General features: G+C 66.3%; 16 protein-coding genes. 9 read left to right on the plus strand and 7 right to left on the minus strand.

The genetic code is table 11. The features are described from left to right. The first annotated feature begins 5 nt into the window (after positions 1 to 5). The 7 genes from AC5YGJ_RS08425 (at position 6) to AC5YGJ_RS08455 (ending at position 15122) form a co-directional block, all read left to right on the plus strand. Positions 6 to 2795 (plus strand): TonB-dependent receptor domain-containing protein, encoded by a 2790-nt coding sequence (locus AC5YGJ_RS08425; protein WP_496186262.1) that lies wholly within the window; start codon positions 6 to 8, stop codon positions 2793 to 2795. Positions 2796 to 3181: 386 nt separating this feature from the next. Then, positions 3182 to 6157: a TonB-dependent receptor plug domain-containing protein gene (locus AC5YGJ_RS08430; protein WP_249843308.1), complete on the plus strand. Its 2976-nt coding sequence runs from the start codon at positions 3182 to 3184 to the stop codon at positions 6155 to 6157. Between the two features lie 94 nt (positions 6158 to 6251). Then, entirely contained in the window at positions 6252 to 8279 is a 2028-nt protein-coding gene (locus tag AC5YGJ_RS08435) for an alpha/beta hydrolase family protein (RefSeq protein WP_249843307.1), read from the plus strand. A 173-nt stretch (positions 8280 to 8452) separates the two neighbouring features. Next, entirely contained in the window at positions 8453 to 10555 is a 2103-nt protein-coding gene (locus tag AC5YGJ_RS08440; protein ID WP_496186263.1) for a M13 family metallopeptidase, read from the plus strand. 278 nt (positions 10556 to 10833) lie between these two features. Beyond that, on the plus strand, positions 10834 to 12843 hold the full coding sequence (locus AC5YGJ_RS08445) for a M13 family metallopeptidase (protein WP_309338331.1): 2010 nt from the start codon (positions 10834 to 10836) through the stop codon (positions 12841 to 12843). 124 nt (positions 12844 to 12967) lie between these two features. Beyond that, positions 12968 to 13462: a VOC family protein gene (locus tag AC5YGJ_RS08450; RefSeq protein ID WP_249843304.1), complete on the plus strand. Its 495-nt coding sequence runs from the start codon at positions 12968 to 12970 to the stop codon at positions 13460 to 13462. A 76-nt stretch (positions 13463 to 13538) separates the two neighbouring features. Next, on the plus strand, positions 13539 to 15122 hold the full coding sequence (locus AC5YGJ_RS08455) for a phytoene desaturase family protein (RefSeq protein ID WP_309338334.1): 1584 nt from the start codon (positions 13539 to 13541) through the stop codon (positions 15120 to 15122). An 88-nt stretch (positions 15123 to 15210) separates the two neighbouring features. On the opposite strand, the gene AC5YGJ_RS08460 is transcribed toward AC5YGJ_RS08455, so the two are convergent. From AC5YGJ_RS08460 to AC5YGJ_RS08490, 7 genes are all read right to left on the minus strand, one after another. Next, positions 15211 to 15885 carry a rhomboid family intramembrane serine protease gene (locus AC5YGJ_RS08460; RefSeq protein WP_008267505.1) on the minus strand — a complete coding sequence of 225 codons (675 nt, stop codon included), beginning with the start codon at positions 15883 to 15885 and terminating at the stop codon, positions 15211 to 15213. Positions 15886 to 15978: 93 nt separating this feature from the next. Then, positions 15979 to 16407, minus strand: a complete 429-nt coding sequence (locus AC5YGJ_RS08465) for an MGMT family protein (RefSeq protein WP_409460303.1) — start codon at positions 16405 to 16407, stop codon at positions 15979 to 15981. Next, on the minus strand, positions 16314 to 17234 hold the full coding sequence (locus AC5YGJ_RS08470) for a DMT family transporter (RefSeq protein ID WP_496186264.1): 921 nt from the start codon (positions 17232 to 17234) through the stop codon (positions 16314 to 16316). The genes AC5YGJ_RS08465 and AC5YGJ_RS08470 overlap by 94 nt, the downstream gene beginning before the upstream one ends. A gap of 159 nt (positions 17235 to 17393) precedes the next feature. Beyond that, positions 17394 to 18752, minus strand: coding sequence for a glutathione-disulfide reductase (gene gorA / locus AC5YGJ_RS08475; RefSeq protein ID WP_496186265.1), 1359 nt, complete (start codon positions 18750 to 18752; stop codon positions 17394 to 17396). Further along, a complete protein-coding gene (locus AC5YGJ_RS08480; RefSeq protein ID WP_496186266.1) occupies positions 18749 to 19999 on the minus strand; it encodes an NAD(P)/FAD-dependent oxidoreductase in 1251 nt (416 codons plus the stop codon). The genes gorA and AC5YGJ_RS08480 overlap by 4 nt, the downstream gene beginning before the upstream one ends. Positions 20000 to 20002: 3 nt before the next feature. After that, positions 20003 to 21247, minus strand: coding sequence for a DUF418 domain-containing protein (locus AC5YGJ_RS08485; RefSeq protein WP_496186267.1), 1245 nt, complete (start codon positions 21245 to 21247; stop codon positions 20003 to 20005). A gap of 99 nt (positions 21248 to 21346) precedes the next feature. Next, positions 21347 to 21829: an FKBP-type peptidyl-prolyl cis-trans isomerase gene (locus tag AC5YGJ_RS08490; protein ID WP_107231105.1), complete on the minus strand. Its 483-nt coding sequence runs from the start codon at positions 21827 to 21829 to the stop codon at positions 21347 to 21349. A gap of 111 nt (positions 21830 to 21940) precedes the next feature. On the opposite strand from AC5YGJ_RS08490, the gene AC5YGJ_RS08495 reads away from it, so the two are divergent. Continuing rightward, complete coding sequence (locus AC5YGJ_RS08495) at positions 21941 to 22480, plus strand: C40 family peptidase (protein WP_107231263.1); 540 nt, start codon at positions 21941 to 21943, stop codon at positions 22478 to 22480. A gap of 131 nt (positions 22481 to 22611) precedes the next feature. Further along, a complete protein-coding gene (locus tag AC5YGJ_RS08500) occupies positions 22612 to 23388 on the plus strand; it encodes a C40 family peptidase (protein ID WP_423172578.1) in 777 nt (258 codons plus the stop codon). The last annotated feature ends 51 nt before the right edge of the window (positions 23389 to 23439 follow it).

Genomic DNA, 23439 nt, shown 5'->3' on the forward strand with positions numbered 1-23439 from the left:
ACTACATGAAACACTTCAGCAATACCGCACGTCGCAGTACGCTCTCCGTCGCCCTGATTTCCGCCCTGATGGCCGCCGCACCGGCCATGGCCCAGGACAAGGCGACCAACCTGGACAAGATCACCGTCACCGGTTCGCTGATTCCGCAGACCCAGGTTGAAACCCAGACCCCGGTGATGTCCATCACCGCCGAAGACATCCAGACCCGCGGTTTCAGCAGTGTTGCTGAAGTGCTGCAGCAGTCCTCGCTGACCACCGGCGGCCTGCAGGGCGGCCAGACCTCGGGTGCCTTCACCCAGGGCGCCGAAGCGGCCGGCATGTTCGGCCTGAACCCGGGCTACACCAAGTACCTGATCAACGGCCGCCCGATGCTTTCGTATCCGGCGCTGTACAACGGCAGCGAGTCGTTCAACAACATCAGCGGCATTCCGATCGACATCGTCGAGCGCATCGAAGTGCTGCCGGGCGGCCAGTCCTCGCTGTACGGCTCGGACGCGATCGCCGGCGTGGTCAACATCATCCTGAAGGAGCGCATGGACGGCGGCACGATGACCGTCCGTGGCGGCACCTACACCGAAGGTGGTGGTGGCAACATCCGCTTCAGCGCCGCCAAGGGCTTCAACGCGTTCGACGACCGCTTCCACGCGCTGGTCAACGTGCAGATCGAAAACGGCAGCCCGATCTGGGGCTACCAGCGTGACATCACCAAGCAGAACAACCCGGTCGGCTACACCGCACAGGTGCCGTCGAACGACTTCGCCGTCATCACCAACGCTGACAACAAGCTGCTGATGATGGACCCCAGCCGCTGCGCCAACGTGGCCGGCCTGTATGACGGCACCACCACCGTCGGCAAGCGTGCCTCGGGCGAATCGTGCGGTTCGGTGTACAGCGCCGGCTACAAGACCCTGAAGAACGGCAAGAACAGTGGCCAGTTCTACTCGTCGATGACCTTCGACGTGAACGACAACTTCCAGCTGTTCGCCGACCTGCTGTACAGCAAGGAAAAGACTGAATTCACCACCGGCTCGAGCGCCCTGTGGTGGGGCACCAAGTCGGTGATGGGCGGCTTCTACGACCAGGGCCTGGGCAAGGTGGTGAACCTGCAGCGCGCCTTCGCACCGGAAGAAATCGGCCCGGGCCACTACAACAACATCCTCAATTCCGATGAAAGCCGTTCCTACCAGGTCACCCTGGGTGGCAAGGGCATGGTCGGCGACTGGGATTACAGCGCCAGCTTCACCCGTGGCGAGTACCGCCTGGACCAGAACCGCTTCGCACGCTGGAAGGACAAGATCGAAGGCTTCTTCGGCGACACCGTGCTGGGCCCGCGCCTGGGCACCACCGCCGATGGCTTCGGCATCTACAACCCGAACTACGCCGCGTTCTACTCGCCGATCACCCCGGACCAGTTCGCCAGCTTCACCGGCTACGGCACCCACCACAGCAAGACCTGGCAGAACCTGGGCCGCGTGCAGGTGACCAACGGTTCGCTGTTCTCGCTGCCGGGCGGCGACGCCGGCCTGGCCGTGGTGCTGGAAGGCGGCAGTGAAGGCTGGGACTACTCGCCGGACCAGGCCTTCATCGATGGCAACGCCTGGGGCGCGAGCGCCGTGGCCGGTGCCGGCCACCGCAGCAACTACGCGGTGACCAGCGAACTGCGCATGCCGGTGTTCGAATCGCTGACCATCAGCGCCTCGGGCCGCTATGACGCGTTCAAGATCGCCGACAAGACCGTGGACAAGGCCACCTACAGCCTGGGCCTGGAATACCGTCCGATCGAAAGCCTGCTGCTGCGCGGCAAATACGGCACCGCGTTCCGCGCGCCGACCCTGTCCGATGCCTTCCAGGGCATGAGCGGTTCGTTCGCCTCCGGCCAGAACGACTACTACCGCTGCAGCCAGCTGAACTACGCGCTGCATGACGACGCCTGCTCGTTCTACAAGACCACCTCGGTGTACAGCGAAAAGTCCGGCAACCCGGACCTGAAGCCGATCACCGCCGACGTGTGGAGCGCAGGCGTGGTGTGGGCCCCGGTGAGCAACTTCTCGCTGTCGGTGGACTACTACAACTGGAAGATCAAGAACGAGGTCAAGACCCTGAGCACCGACCAGCTGCTGCTGGCCGAGTACCAGTGCCGCAACGGCCTGCCGAACAACACCTCGGCCAGCTGCCAGAACGTGACCGACTGGGTGAGCCGTGACGCCGCCGGCAACCTCACCCGCGTGTACACGCCCAAGCTCAACGTCGCCAGCCAGAACCTGCAGGCGGTGACCGTCGGTGCCAAGTACCAGCAGGACATCGGCCGCTTCGGCTCGCTGATGTTCTCGGGCAACTACACCAACATGCTCAAGCGTGAAGTGGAGCCGCTGCCCGGCGCCAAGAAGCTGGACCTGCTGAGCGATCCGTACAACATGTGGTACTACGACAACTTCGCCAAGGTCCGCGGCGATGTGTCGGTGGCCTGGGCGATCTCCAGGTTCACCACCACCGTGTACGCCAACTACATCGGCAGCACCCCGAACTACCTGGCCTACACCGGCCGCAGCTATGACTACGTCCACTCCTCCGGCGCCAAGGCCGGCAAGTGGGGCTCGTACACCACCTACAACATGAGCCTCAACTACCAGGCGCAGGATGATCTGACCCTGTCGCTGATGGTCAACAACGTGTTCAACAAGCTGCCCGAGGGCCAGCGCTACAACTACCCGGGCAACGAATCGACCCCGTTCAACAGCGGCTTCTACAGCGTGTACGGCCGCCAGATCTCGGCCCAGGTCAAGTACGACTTCTGATCCCGTCGTTTTCCGGACTTCGTGTCCGGGCCAGGCCCCGCTTCGGCGGGGCCTTTTTTTTGCCTGCGATCTGGCCGAATCCGCTTGTTCAGAATATAGACACCTTCGATCACGCCCGTAACAATGCAAGACAGATCAATGAGATATGCAGAACTCGACGTACTTTGTCGCAGTCAGCACGGCGCGTGACACACATCTCCATGACTGCATGATGAACGCTTGACAGCCTTGGTTAATGTGATGTTAATCTCGAGTCATCGGCACGTGAAGCCGGTACCAGCGCCGGGCGGCGGCACGCTGCCGACACCGGGCAAGGGGCACACGGAGACGTCGACAAGGACCAGTCCCGGTGTACGACGCAATCATTCGATTCAAGGGGATTTCAGATGATCAATCGCAAGTCGCTCAGCAAGCATCCGCTGAGCTTCGCCCTCGCCTCTGCCGTGCTGCTCGCCGCAGCCGCCCCGGCGATCGCACAGGACGCCTCCAGCACGACGCAGACCGAGGAAGCGCCCAAGTCGAAGGCCACCAACCTGGACACGGTGACCGTCACCGGTTCGCGCATCAGCCGCGACGTGTTCAACTCGGTTTCGCCGGTGCAGGTCGTCACCCGTGAAGAGACCACCCTGGCCGGCTTCAACTCGACCACCGCCGCCCTGCAGAGCACGGCGGTCACCGCCGGTGCGGCACAGATCAACAACGCCTACGGCGGCTACGTCACCGACGGCGGCCCGGGCGCCAACACCCTGGGCCTGCGCGGCCTCGGTCCGACCCGCACCCTGATCCTGCTCAACGGCCGCCGCGTATCGCCGGCCGGTACCCGCGGCTCGGTCGGCTCGACCGACCTGAACGTGCTGCCGAATTCGATCGTCGACCGCGTCGAGATCCTGAAGGACGGCGCCTCGTCCATCTACGGCTCCGACGCCGTGGCCGGCGTGATCAACATCATCACCAAGACCAAGGTCGACGGTGTCACCTTCGAAGCGCAGCACAACGCTACCGACGGTGGCGGCGGTGAAGAGCGCCGTTACTCGATCATGTTCGGCTCCACCGGCGAGCGTTCGCACTTCTCCGGTTCGTACGAGTACTACACCCGCAACGAACTGACCCTGGCCGACCGCAGCTGGGCCGGCGGCTGCCCGACCGACATGTACCGTGACATCGAGGCCGGCGACTCCTGGGGCAGCGGTGACTTCATCGATCCGCTGACCGGCAAGCCCAAGTGCTGGTCGCTCGATGCCGGCGGCACCACCCTGAATACCATCGGCACCAACACCCGCACCGGTGTGGCAGCCCCGGGCGGCGCCGGCACCCGCTTCAACCGCTGGCGCCCGAACGCGGCGATCACCACCGGCCTGGTCGGCTACGAAGGCGTGGACCTGAACACCCGCGACACCTTCGACCCGGCCATGCGCAACGAGTCGCTGATCTCGCCGACCAAGACCCATACCCTGTACTTCCAGGGCGGCTTCGACCTCAATGCACTGGGTGATGCCGAGCTGTACTACGAGTTCCTGGGCAACAAGCGCAAGTCGACCCAGACCGGCTACCGCCAGCTGACCCTGGACTACGCCGTGGGCAGCCCGCTGATCCCGGCCAACCTGCGTGACAGCGTGGCCGGCGCCCCGACCGACCAGACCAGCGGCAAGAACCTGGGCGTGCGTGCGTTCATCGGCTTCGGCAACGACACCAACAAGCAGAACGTCGACTTCCTGCGCTTCAATGCCGGCCTGCGTGGTCACCTGAGCTCGGAGTGGAACTATGACTTCAACGTCATGCACGCCCGCAGCGACGCCGACTACACCTTCGAAAGCTTCCTGACCAGCCGCCTGCGCCAGAGCCTGGACGTGGTCTCCAACGGCGCCGGTGGCTATGTCTGCCGCGACGCTTCCAACGGCTGCATCGCCGCGCCGGCGCTGAACACCAACACCATCGGCGGCAAGCTGCCGCAGGACTGGAAGGACTGGGTGTTCGTGCCGGTCACCGGCAACACGCTGTACAAGGAAACCACGGTCAACTTCAACGTCAACGGTCCGCTGTTCGACATGCCCTACGGCTCGGCCGGCGGCGCGTTCGGCGTCGAGTACCGCAAGGCACGCATCGACGACACCCCGTCGCCGTACTCGATCAATGCCGACCTGTACAACCTGACCAACGCCACCCCGACCCGCGGTTCGGACTCGGTGCTTGAAGCCTACGGCGAACTGGAACTGCCGCTGCTGTCCGGCGTCACCGCTGCCGAGGAACTGACGGTCAACCTGTCCGGCCGCTACACCGACTACAAGTCCTACGGCTCGGATGAGACCTACAAGATCGGCGCGCTGTGGACCCCGGTGAAGTGGCTGTCGTTCCGTGCGTCGTACGGCACCTCCTACCGCGCACCGGCTCTGTTCGAGCAGTTCCTGGGCGGCACCACCGGCTTCCTGAGCAGCAGCGCCGACCCCTGCAACGAGTACGGTGATCGCAACCCGAGCTCGCCGCGCTACCAGAACTGCGCATCGCTGGGCCTGGCGCCGGACTATCTGGCCACCCAGGGCGTGACCGTGGTTACCCAGGGTGGTGCCGAGGCCGGCCTGGAAGCCGAAACCTCCAAGGCCAAGACCCTGGGCGTGGTGATCCAGCCGGAATTCGGCAGTGGCTTCGGTGACCTGTCCTTCGCCGCCGACTACTTCGACATCGAAGTGAAGAACGGCGTCGACAGCGCGGGCGGTGCGAACATCCTGTCGCGCTGCTACGACAGCGGCAGTGCCGACTTCGCCTCCGGTTCGGGCCTGTGCCGCCTGGTGGCGCGCAACCCGGTCAACAACCAGCTGGTGGTGACCAACGGCTTCATCAACCTGTCCACCGACAAGGTCCGCGGCCTGGACTTCACCACCCGCTATGTCCGCGAAATCGGCCCGGGCACCCTGCGCACCACGCTGCAGTTCACCCACTACCTGGAACAGGCCAGCAAGGTCTTCTCCGACGATCCGCTGGTGGACTACAACGGCATGCTGTCGCGTCCGGAAAACACCGCTTCGCTGGACCTGAGCTACAAGTGGAAGAACTGGCAGGTGCGTTACGGCCTGGACTGGATCGACAAGATGGACAGCTACGCGTACTACGAGGAGCGCAACCCGGGTGACTTCGATCCAGCCACCTCGGCGTACAAGCTGTACACCCCGAACTACTTCCTGCAGGCCATCTCGGTGAAGTATGAAGCGGACAAGTGGTCGGTCACCGGTGGCGTGCGCAACTTCGCCGACCGCAAGCCGCCGACCATCTCCCAGGGCATCTACAGCACTGTCGGCAACGCGCTGCTGTACAGCGGCTTCGACTACTTCGGTCGCAGCTACTTCCTGAACATCACGCGTTCGTTCTGATCCTGCTCCCTGCAACCGCCGCCCTTCGGGGCGGCGGTTCCATTTCCGGCACTGCCTTTTCCGCAGGCAGGTGCCACTGCATTCCGAGGTTGCAATGAAGCGAACCCTGTTGCTGGCGGCCCTGGCCAGCGTTTCCCCGTACCTGCACGCCAAGCCCGAAGCGCCCACCATCGAGCAGATGGCCGCCTTCCCCGCCATCTCCAGCCTGTCGCTGTCGCCCGATGGCCAGCACATCGCCGGTCTGCGCGCCAATGGCGAAGAGCGCGTGATCGTGGTGTGGCGCACCGATGCGCTGGACAAGCCGCCAACGGTGATCGGCGCCAACCGCATGAAGTTCCAGAGCGTGTCGTTCATCAAGAACGGCCAGCTGGCGGTGGTGCTGTGGCAGCCCTACGACCTGCGCGCGGACCGGGTGACCAAGACCTTCGTCAGCAAGTTCTTCATCACCGACATCGAAGGCAAGCAGTGGAAGGAGCCGATCACCCCGCCGCGTGCCAGCAGCCGCAGCGAGGAGCTCGAGCAGGCCCTGGCCAACGCCACGGTACTGGACACCCTGCCCAACGATCCGGACCACATCCTGGTGGTCAACGGCAGTGGCAGCAGCTCCGGTGACGTCTACAAGGTCGACCTGCGCAACTTCACCTCCCAGCGCATCCAGAAGACCGAAGAACGCGTGGCCGGCTACATCACCGACCTCGACAGCGAGCTGCGCGCACGCCTGCGCCAGGATGTCGACGGCACCGGTGCCTACGTCGCCACCGAGTTCCGCTCGCCCGCCACGGGCACCTGGGAGGAGCACTTCCGCTCCTACGTGAAGAACCGCGACGTCAACCAGGTGATCGGCTTTGCCGATGACCCGAACATCGCCTTCGTGCTCAGCAATGTCGGCCGCGACAAGGCAATCGTGTACGAGTACGACATCAGCGCGCGCAAGCAGAAGGAAGTGCTGTTCGAGCACAAGCTGTTCAATGCCGGTTCGATGCTGATCAATCGTTTCCGCAACGGTGCGGTGCCGTTCGGCGAGATCATGGGTATCGGCTACGCCGGCCCGCGCGGTGACGACATGCAGTGGACCTCGCCGCGCATGAAGGCGCTGGACCAGGGCCTGCGCCAGGCGTTGGGCATCACCCAGGAACCGCTGGCGATGGTCGATACTGCCAACGGCCAGCGCTTCACCGCCAACTACGATACCGGCGTGAGCCTGCGCATCCTCGACTACACCGCGGACCTTTCCAACGTGCTGGTCGCGACCTCCGGGCCGTCCAATCCGCCCGAATACCACCTGCTGCACAACGGCAAGCTGACCCTGCTGGCCAAGACCTACCCGCAGATCCAGCCTGCCGCACTGGGCCAGACCCGCCTGGTCTATTACAAGGCACGCGACGGGCTGGATATTCCCGCATTCCTCACCACGCCCAGCACCGAACTGTGCGGCGCCGGCCCCTGGAAGGCGGTCGTGCATCCCCACGGCGGGCCATGGGCGCGCGATGGCATGGACTTCGACGGCTCGATGTGGGTCCCGCTGATGGCATCGCGCTGCATGGCGGTGCTGCGTCCGCAGTTCCGCGGCTCGGCCGACTGGGGCCGCAAGCTGTGGATGGCCGGTGACGCCGAGTGGGGCCAGAAAATGCAGGATGACAAGGACGACGGCGCACAGTGGATGATCGACCAGAAGATCGCCCGCCCCGGCCACATCGCCATGTTCGGCTTCTCCTATGGCGGCTACTCGGCGTTTGCCGCATCGGTGCGCCCCAACGGCCTGTACAAATGTGCCATTGCCGGTGCCGGCGTCTCGGACATCAAGAAGATCTGGTCGCGCTTCTATACCAACCCGTTCTTCCGCCAGGCCCAGGCCCCCACCGTGGCCGGCCTGAACCCGGTGGACAAGGCCGGCGAGATGAAGATCCCGTTGATGGTCTACCACGGCGATCGCGACCGCACGGTGCCGATCGAACAGTCGGAGTGGTTCGTGAACAAGGCGAAGGGTTCCGGCCAGCCGGTCGAGTTCCACGCCATCGCCGATTACGCCCACGGGCCGGCCTGGACGCGCCGGATCATGGCCGACCAGTTGCAGCTGATCGACGACTACCTGGGCAAAGGCTGCGGCGGCGGCGGCCTGTAAGCGTTACCGGCCCACAGCAAGGGCGCCCGGCGGGCGTCCTTGCACGTTCTGGCCCTTGCGCCCGGGCATGACCTTCGACACCCTTGCAGCGCAGGCCGGCGGCGTATCGTTCGGCCCACGGCCGTACCTGCGGCTCTTTCCTGACTCACTCGGCCTGGAGGCCAACAATAGTGATGACGCGCACTCCCAAGATCGTCCTGCTCAGCCTGGCCGTGTCGGCCGTGCTGGCCGGCTGCGGCAAGAACGAAAGCCCGGCCAAGGATGCCGCGGCCCCCGCCCCGGCCACCGCCGAAGCCACCGTTTACAAGCTGGATGAGAGCAAGCTGCCGGCCTACAACGCCTTCCAGCCCAGCGACCTGGATACCACCAAGGACGCCTGCACCGCCTTCGGCGACTACGTCAACAGCAAGTGGCTGGCCGCCAATGAGATCCCGGGCGACCGCACCAGCTGGGGCGCGTTCACCATCCTCGACGAGCGTTCGGTGGCCGTGCAGCACCAGCTGGCCGAGCAGGTCGCACAGGTGAAGAACCCGAACCACATCGAGAAGATCGTCGGCGACCTGTGGGCCACCGGCATGGACGAAGCCAAGATCAATGCCCAGGGCATCGAGCCGCTGAAGGCCGACCTGAGCGCGATCGACGGCCTGCAGGACAAGGCAGCCATCGCCAACTACCTGCGCAGCAGCGCGGCCAAGGGTGACAACATCCTGTTCGGCTTCGGCGCTGAAGCCGACTTCAAGAACTCGGCGGTGAACCTGGCCTACGCCAGCCAGGGTGGCCTGGGCCTGCCGGACACCACCTATTACACCGATGCCAAGAACGCCGACAAGCTGAAGGCCTACCAGGCGCACGTGGCCAAGGTGCTGGAACTGTCCGGCGTCGCTGCAGCCGATGCGGCCAAGCAGGCCGAGGACGTGGTCAAGTTCGAGACCCGCCTGGCCAAGGCATCGAAGTCGCGCGTGGAGCTGTCGCGCAACGTCGAGCTGTTCTACAACCCGGTCACCCTGGCCGACGCCGACAAGCTGACCCCGAACTTCAGCTGGACCGAGTTCTTCAAGTCGCAGGGCGTGGCCGCGCCGGAGAAGTTCTCGCTGGCCATGCCGGCCTTCCATGAAGAAGTGAGCAAGGCGCTGGGCGACACCGATCCGTCGGTGTGGCGCGCCTACCTGCGCTTCCACACCGTGGACAGCGCCTCGCCGTACCTGGCCGATGCCTTCGTGCAGGAGAACTACGAGTTCTACGGCAAGACCCTCAACGGCCAGAAGGAACAGAAGCCGCGCTGGAAGCGCGTGCTGGGCACCATCGAGAACGATGCCGGCGAAGCCTTCGGCCAGCTGTACGTGAAGGTGGCCTTCTCGCCGGAAGCCAAGGCGAAGATGGAAGAGCTGGTGAAGAACCTGGCCGCGTCGCTGAAGGAACGCATCCAGGGCCTGAGCTGGATGAGCGAGGAAACCAAGGCCAAGGCCATCGCCAAGTGGGAAACCTTCACCCCCAAGATCGGCTACCCGGACAAGTGGCGTGACTGGTCGGGCCTGCAGACCCAGCGCGACAGCTTCCTGGGCAACGTGCGCGCGGCCAACGAGTTCAACTACAAGTTCAACCTGTCCAAGATCGGCAAGCCGGTGGACAAGACCGAGTGGGGCATGACCCCGCAGACGGTCAACGCCTACTACAACCCGCTGCAGAACGAGATCGTGTTCCCGGCCGCCATCCTGCAGCCGCCGTTCTTCGACCCGAAGGCCGACGACGCGCTGAACTACGGCGGCATCGGTGCGGTGATCGGCCACGAGATGACCCACGGTTACGACGACCAGGGCGCACGCTTCGGGCCGACCGGCAACCTGGAAGACTGGTGGAGCCCGGCCGACAAGAAGAACTTCGAAGGCCTGACCGGCAAGCTGGTCAAGCAGTTCGACCAGTACAAGGTTGACGGCCAGGCGGTGAACGGCCACCTGACCCTGGGCGAGAACATCGCCGATCTGGGTGGCCTGGCCACCGCCTACGACGCTCTGCAGAAGGCCAGCGCCGGCAAGGAAGACGCCAAGGTTGACGGCTTCACCCGCGACCAGCGCTTCTTCTTCAACTGGGCCACCGTGTGGCGTACCAAGTACACCCCGGAAAACGCCAAGGTCCGCCTGGCCACCGACCCGCACGCCCCGGCGCAGTTCCGCGCCATGGGTGCGCCGTCGAACCTGCCGACCTTCGCCGCAGCGTTCCAGTGCAAGGCCGGTGCACCGATGGTCCGTGCCGGCGATCAGCAGGTGGTGATCTGGTAAGCCCCGGCTGACGCTGCGGCAGACCTGCAAAGGCCCGGGGATTCCCGGGCCTTTGTCTTTTTGCCTAACCCGCCATCCACGCATGGCGTGGATCCACTCATCCCGACGCTCTCCGGCGGCTGCCGACCTTGGTCGGCGAGAGCAGCGTGATGGGTCCATGCCACCCATCCGGTCGCGCCGGGTCATGCCCGGCGGATGCAGCGTGATGCGTGCATGCCGCGTCCATGCCCGGCTTGCTATAGTGCGCGCGCCCTCAATCCATCACGGATTCGTTCTACATGCCCAACTTCCGTCCGCTTGCCATCGCCCTGGGCATCAGCCTGGCGACCCTGGTCCCGAGCCATGATGCGTTCGCCGCCGCCAAGAAGAAGGCCGCGCGTGCCCCGGCCGTCAGCGCCCAGTGCAGCGATTTCTATGCGGCCACCAATGCGGGCTGGCTCAAGGCCAACCCGGCGCCGCAGGTCGGTGCCACCACCGCGCTGGGCCAGCTGGTCGAGCGCAGCCGCCAACAGCAGCGTGAACTGCTGGACGCCTCGATGAAGGCGCCGCAGGGCAACGTGCAGAAGCTGCTGGGCGATTTCTGGGCCAGCGGCCTGGACGAGGCGGCGGTGGAAGCAGACGGCTCCAATCCGATCGCGCCGCTGCTGACCCGCATCAACGCCATCAAGAAGGCCAAGGATGTTCCGGCCTCGATCGCCGCGCTGCACCAGGTCGGCATTCCGGTGGCCTTCAACTTCGGTCCGGATGTGGACCTGAAGGCACTGGACCGACACATCGGTTACTTCATGCAGGGCGGCATGGGCCTGCCCGATCCGGCGTTCTACACCCGTACCGATGCCGATACCGTGGCGTTGATGGGCCGCTACCGCAACTACGTCAAGCAGATCCTGGCGCTGACCGGCACCCCGGCTGCCAAGCTGGATGCGGAGTCGCAGGCGGTGATCGCGCTGGAAACCGAACTGGCGCGCAATGCGCAGTCGCTGGCCGGCATCAACAATCCGTTCAACAACTACGCGCCGATCTCCACCAAGGATCTGAACAGCCGCTACCGCAACCTGCAGCTGGATGCGTTCCTGAAGGCGCAGGGCGTGGACGACGATCTGGTCTCGCTGGCCGACCCGCAGCTGTTCAAGCAGCTTGACGGCATGGTCACCAAGCTCAAGCCGGACCAGTGGAAGGCCTACCTGCGCTGGCGCGTGGGCGATTCGATGGCACCGTACCTGTCCAAGGCCTACCGCGACGCCGAGTTTGAATTCCGTGGCCGCGTGCTGCGCGGCGAAACGCTGCCGCCGCAGCGCTGGGAAAGCGTGCTCGATGCGATCAACGTGGCCGCCGGCCCGATGGTCGGCCGCGAGTATGCCGCGCGTTACCTGTCGGCCGAAGACCGTCGCCAGGCGGCATGGATCGTCGACAAGGTGCGCGAGGTGCAGATCGAGGCGGTCAAGAACAGCAGCTGGATGAGCGCCGAGGCCAAGACCGAAGCGCAGGCCAAGCTGGCCGCGCTGAAGATCGAGATCGGTACGCCGCTGCGTGACCTCGACTACACGGTTCAGCCGATGGGCCGCGGCTCGTTCGGCGGCAACATGCTGATCGCATCGACCTGGCGCCACCGTGAGGAGATGCGCCGCATCGGCAAGGGCAACGCCGACCGCCGCTGGGACGTGCTGCCGCAGCAGCCGTCGCTGGCCTATGACCTGGCGCAGAACCGCCTGATCGTCACCGCTGCGATCCTGCAGGGTCCGGTGTTCAACGCCAAGGCCGACGCGGCCGACAAGTTCGGCAGCTTCGGTGGCCTGGTCGGCCATGAGCTGACCCGCGCGATCGACGCCAAGGGCGCGCTGGTGGATGCCAAGGGTGAACTGCGCAGCTGGTGGACCCCGGCCGACAAGACCGCCTGGACCCTGCTCGGCAACCGCGTGGCCGCCCAGTACGGCGCCTACGAATTCCCCGGCGTGAAGGGTGCCAAGGTCAACGGCACGCTGACCCAGGAAGAAAACCTGGCCGACATCGCCGGTCTGGAACTGGCCTGGGCGGCGTACACCGCGCAGGAGCCGAAGGCCAAGCAGGCACAGCAGCAGGGCTTCTTCCGTGCCTGGTCGGCGCTGTGGGCACAGCAGCTGTCGCCGAACGAAGCCGTGCGCCGCCTGACCGCCGACATCCGTGCACCGGGCATGTGGCGCAGCAACGGCACGCTGGCCAACCTGCCCGCGTTCGGGGCCACCTTCAGCTGCAAGGCCGGCCAGCCGATGCAGCGCAGCGAGGCCGAGCAGATCAAGGTCTGGCGTTGAGCCAGGGCTGACGCAGCACAGCAAAGGGCGCCTTCGGGCGCCCTTTTTTCTGCGGGTGCAGCACGATCCCGGGTTAACACCGGGCATGTTATCGCTGCGGCCTCGTCCATCGTGGAGCCCCGACATGGCACACAAGAACACGATCTGCATCTGGTACGACAGCGGCGCACTCGAGGCCGCTACCTTCTATGCCAGCATCCTGCCCGACAGTGCAGTGACGGCCGTGCACCACGCCCCCGGTGATTACCCGGACGGAAAGGAAGGCAACGTGCTGACGGTTGAGTTCAGCGTCTGCGGCATTCCCTGCGTCGGCCTCAATGGCGGCACTGCGTTCAAGCACAGCGAAGCCTTCTCCTTCCAGATCCAGACCGAAGACCAGGCCGAGACCGACCGCCTGTGGAATGCCATCGTCGGCAACGGCGGCCAGGAGAGCCAATGCGGCTGGTGCAAGGACCGCTGGGGCATTTCCTGGCAGATCAGCCCACGCATGCTGATCGAAGCGGTGACCAGCAAGGACAAGGCGCTGGCCAAGCGCGCCTTCAACGCGATGATGCCGATGAAGAAGATCGACATCGCGACCCTCGAAGCGGCAATCAAAAAAGGGGACGGAGGGAATTAAGTCGTTTCTCCCCATCCCCGGCGCATCGATGCAGAATGCGACTTGATCCCCTCCGCCCCCTTTTTGCGAGGTGCAGATGTCCTGGGATGCGATCATCATCGGTGGCGGTCACAACGGGCTCGTCTGCGCGGCCTATCTGGCGAAGGCCGGGAAGCAGGTGCTGGTGCTGGAACGGCGCAGCGTGCTCGGCGGGGCGGCGGTCACCGAGGAGTTCCATCCCGGCTTCCGCAATTCGGTGGCCTCGTACACGGTGTCGCTGCTGCAGCCGAAGGTGATCGACGATCTGCAGCTGCATGCGCATGGGCTGCGCATCGTTGCGCGGCCGGCCAACAACTTTCTGCCATTGCCCGATGGCCGCTACCTGTTGTCGGCGCCGGGCCGTACCCAGGCCGAGGTGGCCAAGTTCTCCCGACGCGATGCACAGGTGCTGCCCGCCTACGAGGCGCGGCTGGAGGTCTTCGCCGACGTGCTGCGTGCGTGGGCCCTGCGCGCGCCGCCGGATCTTGGCATGTCGGGTGGTTGGCGCGCGCTGCCCGCACTGTGGCAGATGGGAAAGCTGGGCCGCGAACTGGCGGCGCTGGATGCTTCACTGCGCCAGGAACTGCTGGACCTGTTCACGCTGTCGGCGGCCGAGTACCTGGACCGCTGGTTTGAAAGCGAGCCGATCAAGGCCTTGTTCGGCTTCGACGGCATCGTCGGCAACTACGCCAGCCCCTACTCGCCGGGCAGTGCCTACGTGCTGCTGCATCATGTGTTTGGCCAGTGCAATGGCGTGAAAGGCGCGTGGGGCCACGCGATCGGTGGCATGGGCGCGATCAGCCAGGCCATCGCGGCCGCTGCACGCCAGGCCGGCGCCGAGCTGCGCGTGGATGCCGATGTGCGGCGAGTGCATGTCGAGCAGGGCCGCGCGGTCGGTGTGGAACTGGGCAACGGCGAAACGCTCCGCGCACACGTGGTGATCGCCAACGTCAACCCGAAACTGCTGTACGAGCAGCTGCTGGAACCGGCGCAGGTACCTCAAGCAACCCGCGAGCGCATGACGCACTGGCGCTGTGGATCGGGCACGTTCCGGATGAACGTGGCGCTGTCGCGTCTGCCCGACTTCCGCGCCCTGCCCGGGCCGGGCGAGCATCTCAGTGCCGGCATCATCCTGGCACCCAGCCTGGACTACATGGACCGCGCCTGGCTGGACGCACGCCGCGACGGCTGGTCACGCGAGCCCATCGTGGAGATGCTGATTCCCAGTACGCTGGATGATTCGTTGGCGCCGCCCGGGCAGCATGTGGCCAGCCTGTTCTGCCAGCACGTGGCGCCGGTGCTGTCCGAAGGTCGGCACTGGGATGACCACAAGGACAGCGTGGCCGACCTGATGATCGCCACCGTCGAACGTCATGCGCCTGGCTTCGCCAACAGCGTGCTGGGCCGCCAGGTGTTGTCACCACTGGATCTGGAACGCACCTTCGGCCTGATCGGCGGCGACATCTTCCACGGCGCGCTCAGTGCCAACCAGCTGTTCTCGGCACGGCCGATGGTCGGCCAGGCCGGCTACCGTGGCGCCCTGCCCGGCCTGTATCTGTGCGGTTCGGGCACCCATCCCGGCGGTGGCGTTACCGGTGCACCGGGGCACAATGCCGCGCAGGTGGTACTGCGGGATCTGTGAGGGTGTGCCTTTGGTAGGCGTACCGTTTGCTCTGGTAGGTGCCAACCGTGGTTGGCACCTACCCGCGTGAAGCGAGACGCATCGCGCCTCACTTCACGCTTCGCAGATGGTTCGGGCGATTCGGTGGGCCCGGCGGGCGGCGCTTGTTGAACGGCGGTTGTCCGCGCCAGTAGCGGATCAGCAGCCAGCCGAACAGCATGCCGCCCAGATGCGCGAAGTGGGCCACGCCTGGCTGCCAGCCGGTCATGCCGAGCACCAGTTCGCCCACACCGAACAGGATCACGAAGGTCCGCGCCTTCATCGGAATCGGCGGGAACAGCAGCATCACCCGCTGGTTCGGGAACAGCATGCCGTAGGCCAGCAGCAGGCCGAACACGCCGCCGGAGGCACCCAGCACCGTGGCCGGATTCTCCAGCAGGGTGCCGACCAGCAGCTGGCAGACGCCGGCACCGGCCACGCACACAAGGTAGTACAGCAGGAAGCGCTTCTCGCCCCAGGTCTGCTCCAGCGGCGCGCCGAACATGAAGACCGCCAGCATGTTGAAGAACAGGTGGCCGAAGCTGCCATGCAGGAAGCCATAGGTCAGCAGCTGCCACGGCTGGAAGTTGCCGCCGGGCGAGAACGCATCGAAGCCCTGCTGCAGCGGTTGCAGCATGAACGGCTCGAAGGTCTGCATGCCGAGCAGGAACGGCTGCTGCAGCAGAAACAGGATCGCGTTGGCGATCAGCAGGGCCTTGGTGACGGTTGGCAGTCGCGGGAACATGGGAGCACCGGCATGGAACGGCCTCCATCATAGCCGCAGCACCGCATCTTGTTGGCGACCGGCAGGCGCAGCCTGTTCAGTCGCCCGCCACGCTCAGCCGGGGCCCCACACCGCGGCATCCAGCGCTGCGGCCGGATCGGTCGCCGCCATCCGCACCCGCCCGTTCTCCACCACCACGCCCTCGGCACGCAAGCGCTGTGACTGCTCGCGCCAGCCGGCCGATCCCTCCGCCATCGCGATGCGCCCGTCCGAGCGCAGCACACGGTGCCAGGGCAGGTCCGGGTCGTCGTTCTGGCCGAGGATGCGCGCGGTCAACCGCGCCCGCCCGGGCAGGCCGGCTCGCATCGCCACCTGGCCATAGCCCAGCACCTGTCCCGGCGGAATCGCGCGGATCACCGCCAGGATGCGTGCACGCGCCTGCTCCGGCGTCAGCGCCGCAGCCGGGTCACCAGCAGTACGCCGATCAGCACCAGCACGGTGCCGGCGATCTGCGCCGGCCCCATCGGTTCGTCGAGCAGCCATAGGCTCATCACGATGGTGGAAACGGGGCCCAGCATACCGACCTGCGCGGCCAGCGACGAACCCACGCGTTGCACCGCCAGCATGATCGCCAGCACCGGCAGCACCGTGCACACGGTGGCATTGACCAGCGACAGCCATTGCACCCGTGCCGGTGCCTGCCACAGCAACGGCAGTGGATGGGTCACCGCGAAATGCAGCAGCACCAGCACGCTGGCCACACAGCTGGCATAGGCGGTCAGCCGCACCGCACCGATGCGCGCCACCACCTGCCCACTGCCGAACAGGTACAGCGCGTAGCTGAGCGCACTGCCCAGCACCAGCAGGCTGCCGACGATGATCTGCCCGCCCTCGCGCTGCAGATCGTGGCCGAAGGCCAGCAGCACACCGAGGTAGCTCAGCACCAGCGCGCCGATCTGCCAGCGCCCCGGCCGCTGCCGTGCCAGCAGCACGTTGATCAGCAGCACCAGGGTCGGGTTCAGGTACAGGATCAACCGTTCCAGGGTCACGCTGATGTACTGCAGGCCCTGGAAGTCGAGCAGGCTGGACAGGTAATAGCCGGTGAACCCGAGCCACAGCACGCGGGCGCGGTCGGCCCAGGACAGTGGCCCGGCCCGGCGCGCGGCCCACAGTGCCATGAGCACGAACAAGGGCAGCGCCATCAGCATGCGCAGCGCGAGCAGCGTGGTGGCATCGACACCATGGCGCAGGCCGAGCTTGACGATGACGGCCTTGCCGGAGGCGGCGACGGCACCGATCGCGGCCAGGCCGATGCCGCCCAGCGCGATGCGTGGGGAGGCGGTGGCGATACGGGAAACGGGGCTGGACATCAGGACAGCGGCAGGCCGCACCGGGCGGCCAGGGAAGACGTGGGGGCCGTCATTGTCGCATGGGTGCGCCCGGCGCCCCGTAGAGCCGAGCCTACGCTCGGCTTCGCCATGTCTGGGCGAAAAGCAGCCGAGCATGGCTCGGCTCTACAACGGCCTGGCTCAGCGCATCAGCACCACTTCCTCGGCCGAGGTCGGGTGGATCGCCACGGTGTCGTCGAACTGCGCCTTGGTCGCCCCCATCTTCACCGCAACGGCGAAGCCCTGCAGGATTTCATCGGCCGCTTCGCCCAGCAGGTGAATGCCCACCACCCGTTCTTCCGGGCCGGCACAGACCATCTTGAACAGGCTGCGCTGGGTGCCGTTGGCCAGCGCCTGCAGCATCGGGCGGAAGCGGCTGTGGTACACGCTCACCTGATCGAAGCGCGCACGCGCCTCTTCCTCGCTCATGCCCACCGCGCCCAGCGGCGGGTGCGAGAACACCACACTGGCCACGTTCTCGTAATCCATCTTCGATTGCGGGCGGCCACCGAACAGGCGGTCCATCAACCGCCGCGATGCGGCCACCGCCACCGGGGTCAGGCCGACCTTGCCGGCGATGTCGCCGACCGCATGAACGCTCGGCACGCTCGTGGTCTGCCATTGGTCCACTTCCACCTGCTGGTGCTCGCCGATGCCAATGCCCAGCGCCTCCAGGCCCAGGTCACGGCTGTTGCCGCGGCGGCCGGTGGCGAAGAACACCGCATCGAACACGCTGTCCAGCGGCCCATCGTGGCCGAACGCACGCACACGCTCACCGTCGCGCTGCAGTTCACGCAGGCGGTAACCGAAATGGATGCGTACGCCCTGCTGCTTCAGGTTCTCGGCCAGCTGATCGGTCAGTTCGTAGTCGAAGCGCTCCAGCAGCCGCTGGCCACGCACCAGCAGGCTCACCTTGCTGCCCAGTGCCTGCAGCAGCCCGGCCAGTTCCACCGCGATGTAACCGCCACCGATGATGGCCACCTCGGCCGGTGCCGCGCGCAGATCGAAGAAGTCATCGGAGACCAGGCCCAGCTCGGCACCCGGAATGTCCGGGCGCAGCGGGTGCGCGCCGGTGGCGATCAGGATGTGTTCGCCGCTGTAGCGCACGCCGTCGCTGCAGGCCACGGTATGCGCGTCGAGCAGATGGCCGCGTGCCGGGATGCGTACCACGCCGGTTTCGTCCAGGCGCTTGTGGTAGCTGGTGTGGATGTTGCTGATGTAGGCCTGGCGGTGGATCACCAGCTCCTTCCACGACAGTGCCGGGCGCACCGGCACATCGAAGCCCATCGCGTTGGCCAGGCCGATGCGCTCGTGCAGGTCGGCCGCCAGCCACATCGCCTTCTTCGGCACGCAGCCGACATTGACGCAGGTGCCGCCCAGTTCGCCGGGTTCGAGCATCGCCACGCGCTTGCCATGCTGCGCGGCGCGGATCGCACCGGCCAGGCCGGCGGAACCGCCGCCAAGGACGATCAGATCGTAATCATAGGGTGCAGTGCTCATCGGAATCGCTCGGGTCGGTAAGGGGCAGGATCGATCGCGGGCGTGCGGCCGCAGACCAGATCGGCAATCAATTGGCCGGTGCCGGCGCTCATGCTGATGCCGAGCATGCCATGCCCGGCTGCAAGCCAGACGTGAGGATGCGCGGGCGCGCGGCCGATCATCGGCACGTCGTCCACGCTCATCGGCCGCCAGCCACACCACTGTTCCTGCAGCTGCGCGCCGCGCGGCGTGCGCAGGTAGTGGTCGGCAGCGCGCTGCAACGCCTGCAGGCGGGTCGCATGCAGCTGCGGGTCAGCACCGGCGAACTCCATGGTGCCGCCCAGCCGCAGCGCGTCGCGCCAGGCAATCACGAAGACGGAATGGTCTTTCAGCACCGCCGGACGCAGCGGCACCTGCGATGGGCGCGACCAGGTCAGCGAATAGCCCTTGCCGGGCTGGATCGGCACGCGCAGATCCAGCTGCCGCGCCCAGTGGCGCGACCACGGCCCGGTGGCCAGCACCAGCTCGCGCGCCAACAGATGCTGGCCACCGGCCTGCACGCGCACACCGTGCGCATCGCCGATGAAACCCTGCACATCCCGCTGTTCGTCAATCACCACGCCCTGCGCGCGCAGCACGCGTGCCAGTTCGGCGGTGTAGCGGTCCGGTCGCAGCTGTGCATCACCGGGGAAGTGGATCGCACCGGCAAGCCGATCATGGAAGGCCGGGTTGTCGCGCGCGTAGTCGGCGCCACCGATGCACCGCGTGGAAATGCCCTGCGCGTTCAATGCCTCGCACTCGGCCGCGTAATGGTCGAAGTTGCGCGCATCACCGAACACGTAATCCAGACCGCGCGCCTTGAATTCGCAGTCCAGCGCGTGTGTCTTCACCCACTGCGCCAGGCGCAGCCGCGAATCATTCAACAGTGCGCCGCGTGCCCGCGTGGACTGCAGCCAGTCCCGCGCGTTGCAGCGCGCGCCGAACTGCAGCAACCAGCGCCACAGCGTTGGGTCCAGCCGCGTGCGCACATACAGCGGTGCGCGCGGGTCGAGCATCCAGCGCAGCGCACGCAGCGGTACACCGGGGGCCGCCAGCGGTGGCGCATGACTGGGCGTGATGGTGCCGCAGTTGCCATGCGAGGTCGCGCCGCCGATGCGCCCCCGTTCGATCACCCGCACCTGCCTGCCCTGCGCGCGCAGCGCGAGCGCAGTGGCCAGACCGATGGCACCGGCGCCCACCACGATCACATCCTCGCGCGCGCCCTGCATCGATCAGCCCTGCCCGGCTCCGCGCCGCATCGGCGGCCACTGCCGGTACGTCATCGCGCGCCACAGCCATTCCATCGGGCCGAAACGGAAGCGCCGCAGCCAGGCGTGCGAAATGCCCACCTGCACCGCAAACAGCGCCAGCGCGAACAACAGCTGCACGCTGCGCGGCATCTGCCCGAACGCGCCCAGGCCGTAGTGATAGAACAGCCAGGTGCACAGCAGCGACTGGCCCAGGTAGTGGGTCAACGCCATGCGTCCCACCGGCGCCAACCACGCCAGCCGCCTGCGCCAATGCACGATCCAGGCCAGGTAGCCCAGGCACATCGGCAGACCGCCCACCGTCACCAGGGCCATCGCGGCGGTGACCGGCAGATCATAGGCACCCGGTGCCAGATACGGCTTCCAGACAACCCCCAGCAGCGTGATCACCAGGCCGAGCGGGAGCGCCACCCAGCGCAACACCGTGTACAGCCGCACGAAGCGCTCCGGGGTGGCCAGTGCGCCGCTGCCGGCAAACCAGCTGCCGATCAGGAACATGCCCAGCACTTCCGGGCCCGTAATCAGCAGCGCCCCCATCGACGATCCGAACTCGCCCAGGCGCTGCGCGTTGGCCTGCATCCAGCTGCCCTGCCCGTACACCAGGCGCTGCTGGGCGATCTCCTGCTGTGCGTCGGCGAGCATCTTCTGCAGGTCCTCCACCGGCGCCATCGACACCATCGCCCCGACCAGCAGCATCATCGCCACGCCGCCCAGATAGACGATCACGCCCATCCACGGCAGCCAGCTGCGCGGCGCCTCGCGGCATGCCAGCAGCGGCAGCGAAACCAGCGCGTACAGCACCAGGATGTCGCCGGACCAGACCAGCAGCGCATGGCACAGGCCGATCAGCAGCAGGCCGGCACTGCGGCGCAGGTAGAACGGGGTGAACGCACGCCCGGCCACCTCGGCGCGCTGCGCCATCACCGCGAAGCCGGCGCCGAACAGCAACGAGAACAGGGTGAAGAACTTGCCCTGCACGAACACATAGACGAACGCATCGGCCCAGTAGTCCAGGCCCTGCCAGTGCGTGTCGATACCGGTGAAGGCCAGGTCCAGCGGACCGCTGAAGGCCTCGATGTTCATCAGCAGGATGCCCAGCAGCGCGGCACCGCGCAGCACATCCAGCACCGCGATGCGTTCGCTGGAAGCCAGCGGTTGCAGAGAAGGAGAAGCGGCGTTCACGGGGCGTCCGTCGAGCAGGTCCACCATTATGCCGCCGGCCCAAGCGCCATGGATGGCCGCGCCGTGTTCCAGAAACGCAACGGCCCGCCGAAGCGGGCCGTTGCTGCCATCACGATCGCGCGACGATCAGTGCTGGTGACCGCCGTCGCCGTGGACGTGGCCGTGATCGATCTCTTCCTTGCCGGCTTCGCGCACGTCGACGATTTCAACGTCGAAGTGCAGGTCCTTGCCGGCCATCGGATGGTTCAGGTCCACGTCGACCACGCTCATGCCGACCTTCTGCACGGTCACCGCACGCGGGCCGAAGTTGGTCTGCAGCACGACCTGCTGGCCCGGGGCCAGCTTGGTGTTGCCGAAGTGCTTCTTCGGCACGCGCTGGGACAGGCCCTCGCGACGCTCACCGTAGGCATCGGCGGCCTTGACGTCGACGCTGAAGGTCGCGCCGGCTTCCTTGTCCATCATGGCGTTTTCCAGGCCCGGGATGATGTTGCCGTGGCCGATCAGGATCGCCAGCGGCTCGCCGCGGTCCTTGGACGACTCGATCGGCTCCTGGCCGGCTTCGGAAACGGTGTAGTGGAAGCGGACAACGCGGTCTTTTTCGATCTTCATGCGCAACTCTGTCTGGATCTGCCGGAGGCAGGCGGGTTGGGGCGGGTTGTGGCCCGGCGGGGACGCCGCCATCATGACGGCCAATCCAAGGTGGCGCATTATCCGGAGATCATGCACATCACGCCAGTTTCGTCCGGCCCGCGCCGGTTGCTCGCCCCGGCCCTGCTGCTGGCCCTGCCCCTGTTGCTGACCGCCTGCGGCGGCGGCAAGGCCACCCGCCCTGCTCCGCCACCGCCAACCGCGCACTGGCCGAAGACCGTGCCGGACAACCCCGAGGCGGCCAATTCGGTGCTGATGCGCGCCATCAGCCTGGTCGGCACGCCCTACCGCTACGGCGGCAACACCCCCGATTCGGGCTTCGACTGCAGCGGCCTGGTGGCCTACGTCTACCGCGAGATGCTGGACCTGAAGCTGCCACGTACCTCGCGTGACCTGGCTGCGGTACAGGGCCCGAAGATCGACCCGCAGCGCCTGGCCACCGGCGATCTGGTGTTCTTCGGCAGCCGCGGCAACGTCACCCATGTCGGCATCTACGTGGGTGAAGGGCGTTTCGTGCACGCCCCCAGCACCGGCGGCACGGTCCGGCTCGACTCGCTCAGTGGGCCTTACTGGAAGGACCACTACACGGGGGCGAAACGCGTTCTTCGCTAAAATGAACAGGCGATATGTTCAAAAATGTGACGCGCATCACTATGAAACTAACGGATTACTAACGGAATTTTTAACTTATCCGCGCTTTTACAGGGCATGATGCCCCATCGTTTTTTTCCTGTGACCGACGCGTGACGACTGACGACCTGAAAAGCGAAGGCCAGACTTCCGTATCTTCACGTGGTGCCCGCCCGCTGTTGCTTGGCCTGGCACTGTGCCTGACCAGCCTTCCGGCTTGGTCGCAGACCGCTCCGAACCGTTCCTCCGATGTGACCCCGGCCCCGGTGGCCGAGAGCACCGCCCGACCGGCCGCCAAGGCCGAGGCTGCCGCTCCGCAGCGCAGCCGCGTCGATGCCGCCGCCAGCGCCACGCTGGCCGCCCTGCTGCCGCACCTGGCCGCCAACGACACCATTCCGCTGATGGACCGCTCGGCCGTGGTGGCCGGCGATCTCAGCCGCCTGCTCGCCAACTACGACACCAGCAGCGCCGCCAATGGCAGCGTTGTCGGCACCGCCGCCGACAATGGCAAGGTGCAGTCGCTGCTGCGCCGCGCGATGACCCTGCTGGGCACCCCGTACCGTTGGGGCGGCAGCAACCCGGACAGCGGCTTCGACTGCAGCGGCCTGGTTGGCTACGTGTTCCGTTCTGCGCTGGGTATCGAACTGCCGCGCGTGTCGCGCGAGATGGCCCACGACGACAACGCCGAACTGATCAACGACCGCACCGCGCTGGCCGCGGGCGACCTGGTGTTCTTCGGCCGCAAGGGCCGCGTCGACCACGTCGGCATCTATGTCGGTGATGGCCGTTTCCTGCACGCACCGAGCTCGGGCAAGGACGTCCGCGTGGACACCCTGCTCAGTGGCTACTGGGGCAACAAGTTCATGCAGGCCCGCCGGGTCGACCTCTGACCCGCTGGCGCCACCGCGCCGCCTGAGAGACGAAAAGCCGCTGCCCTGCAG

It is taken from the genome of Stenotrophomonas sp. CS3K5 (assembly GCF_059515225.1).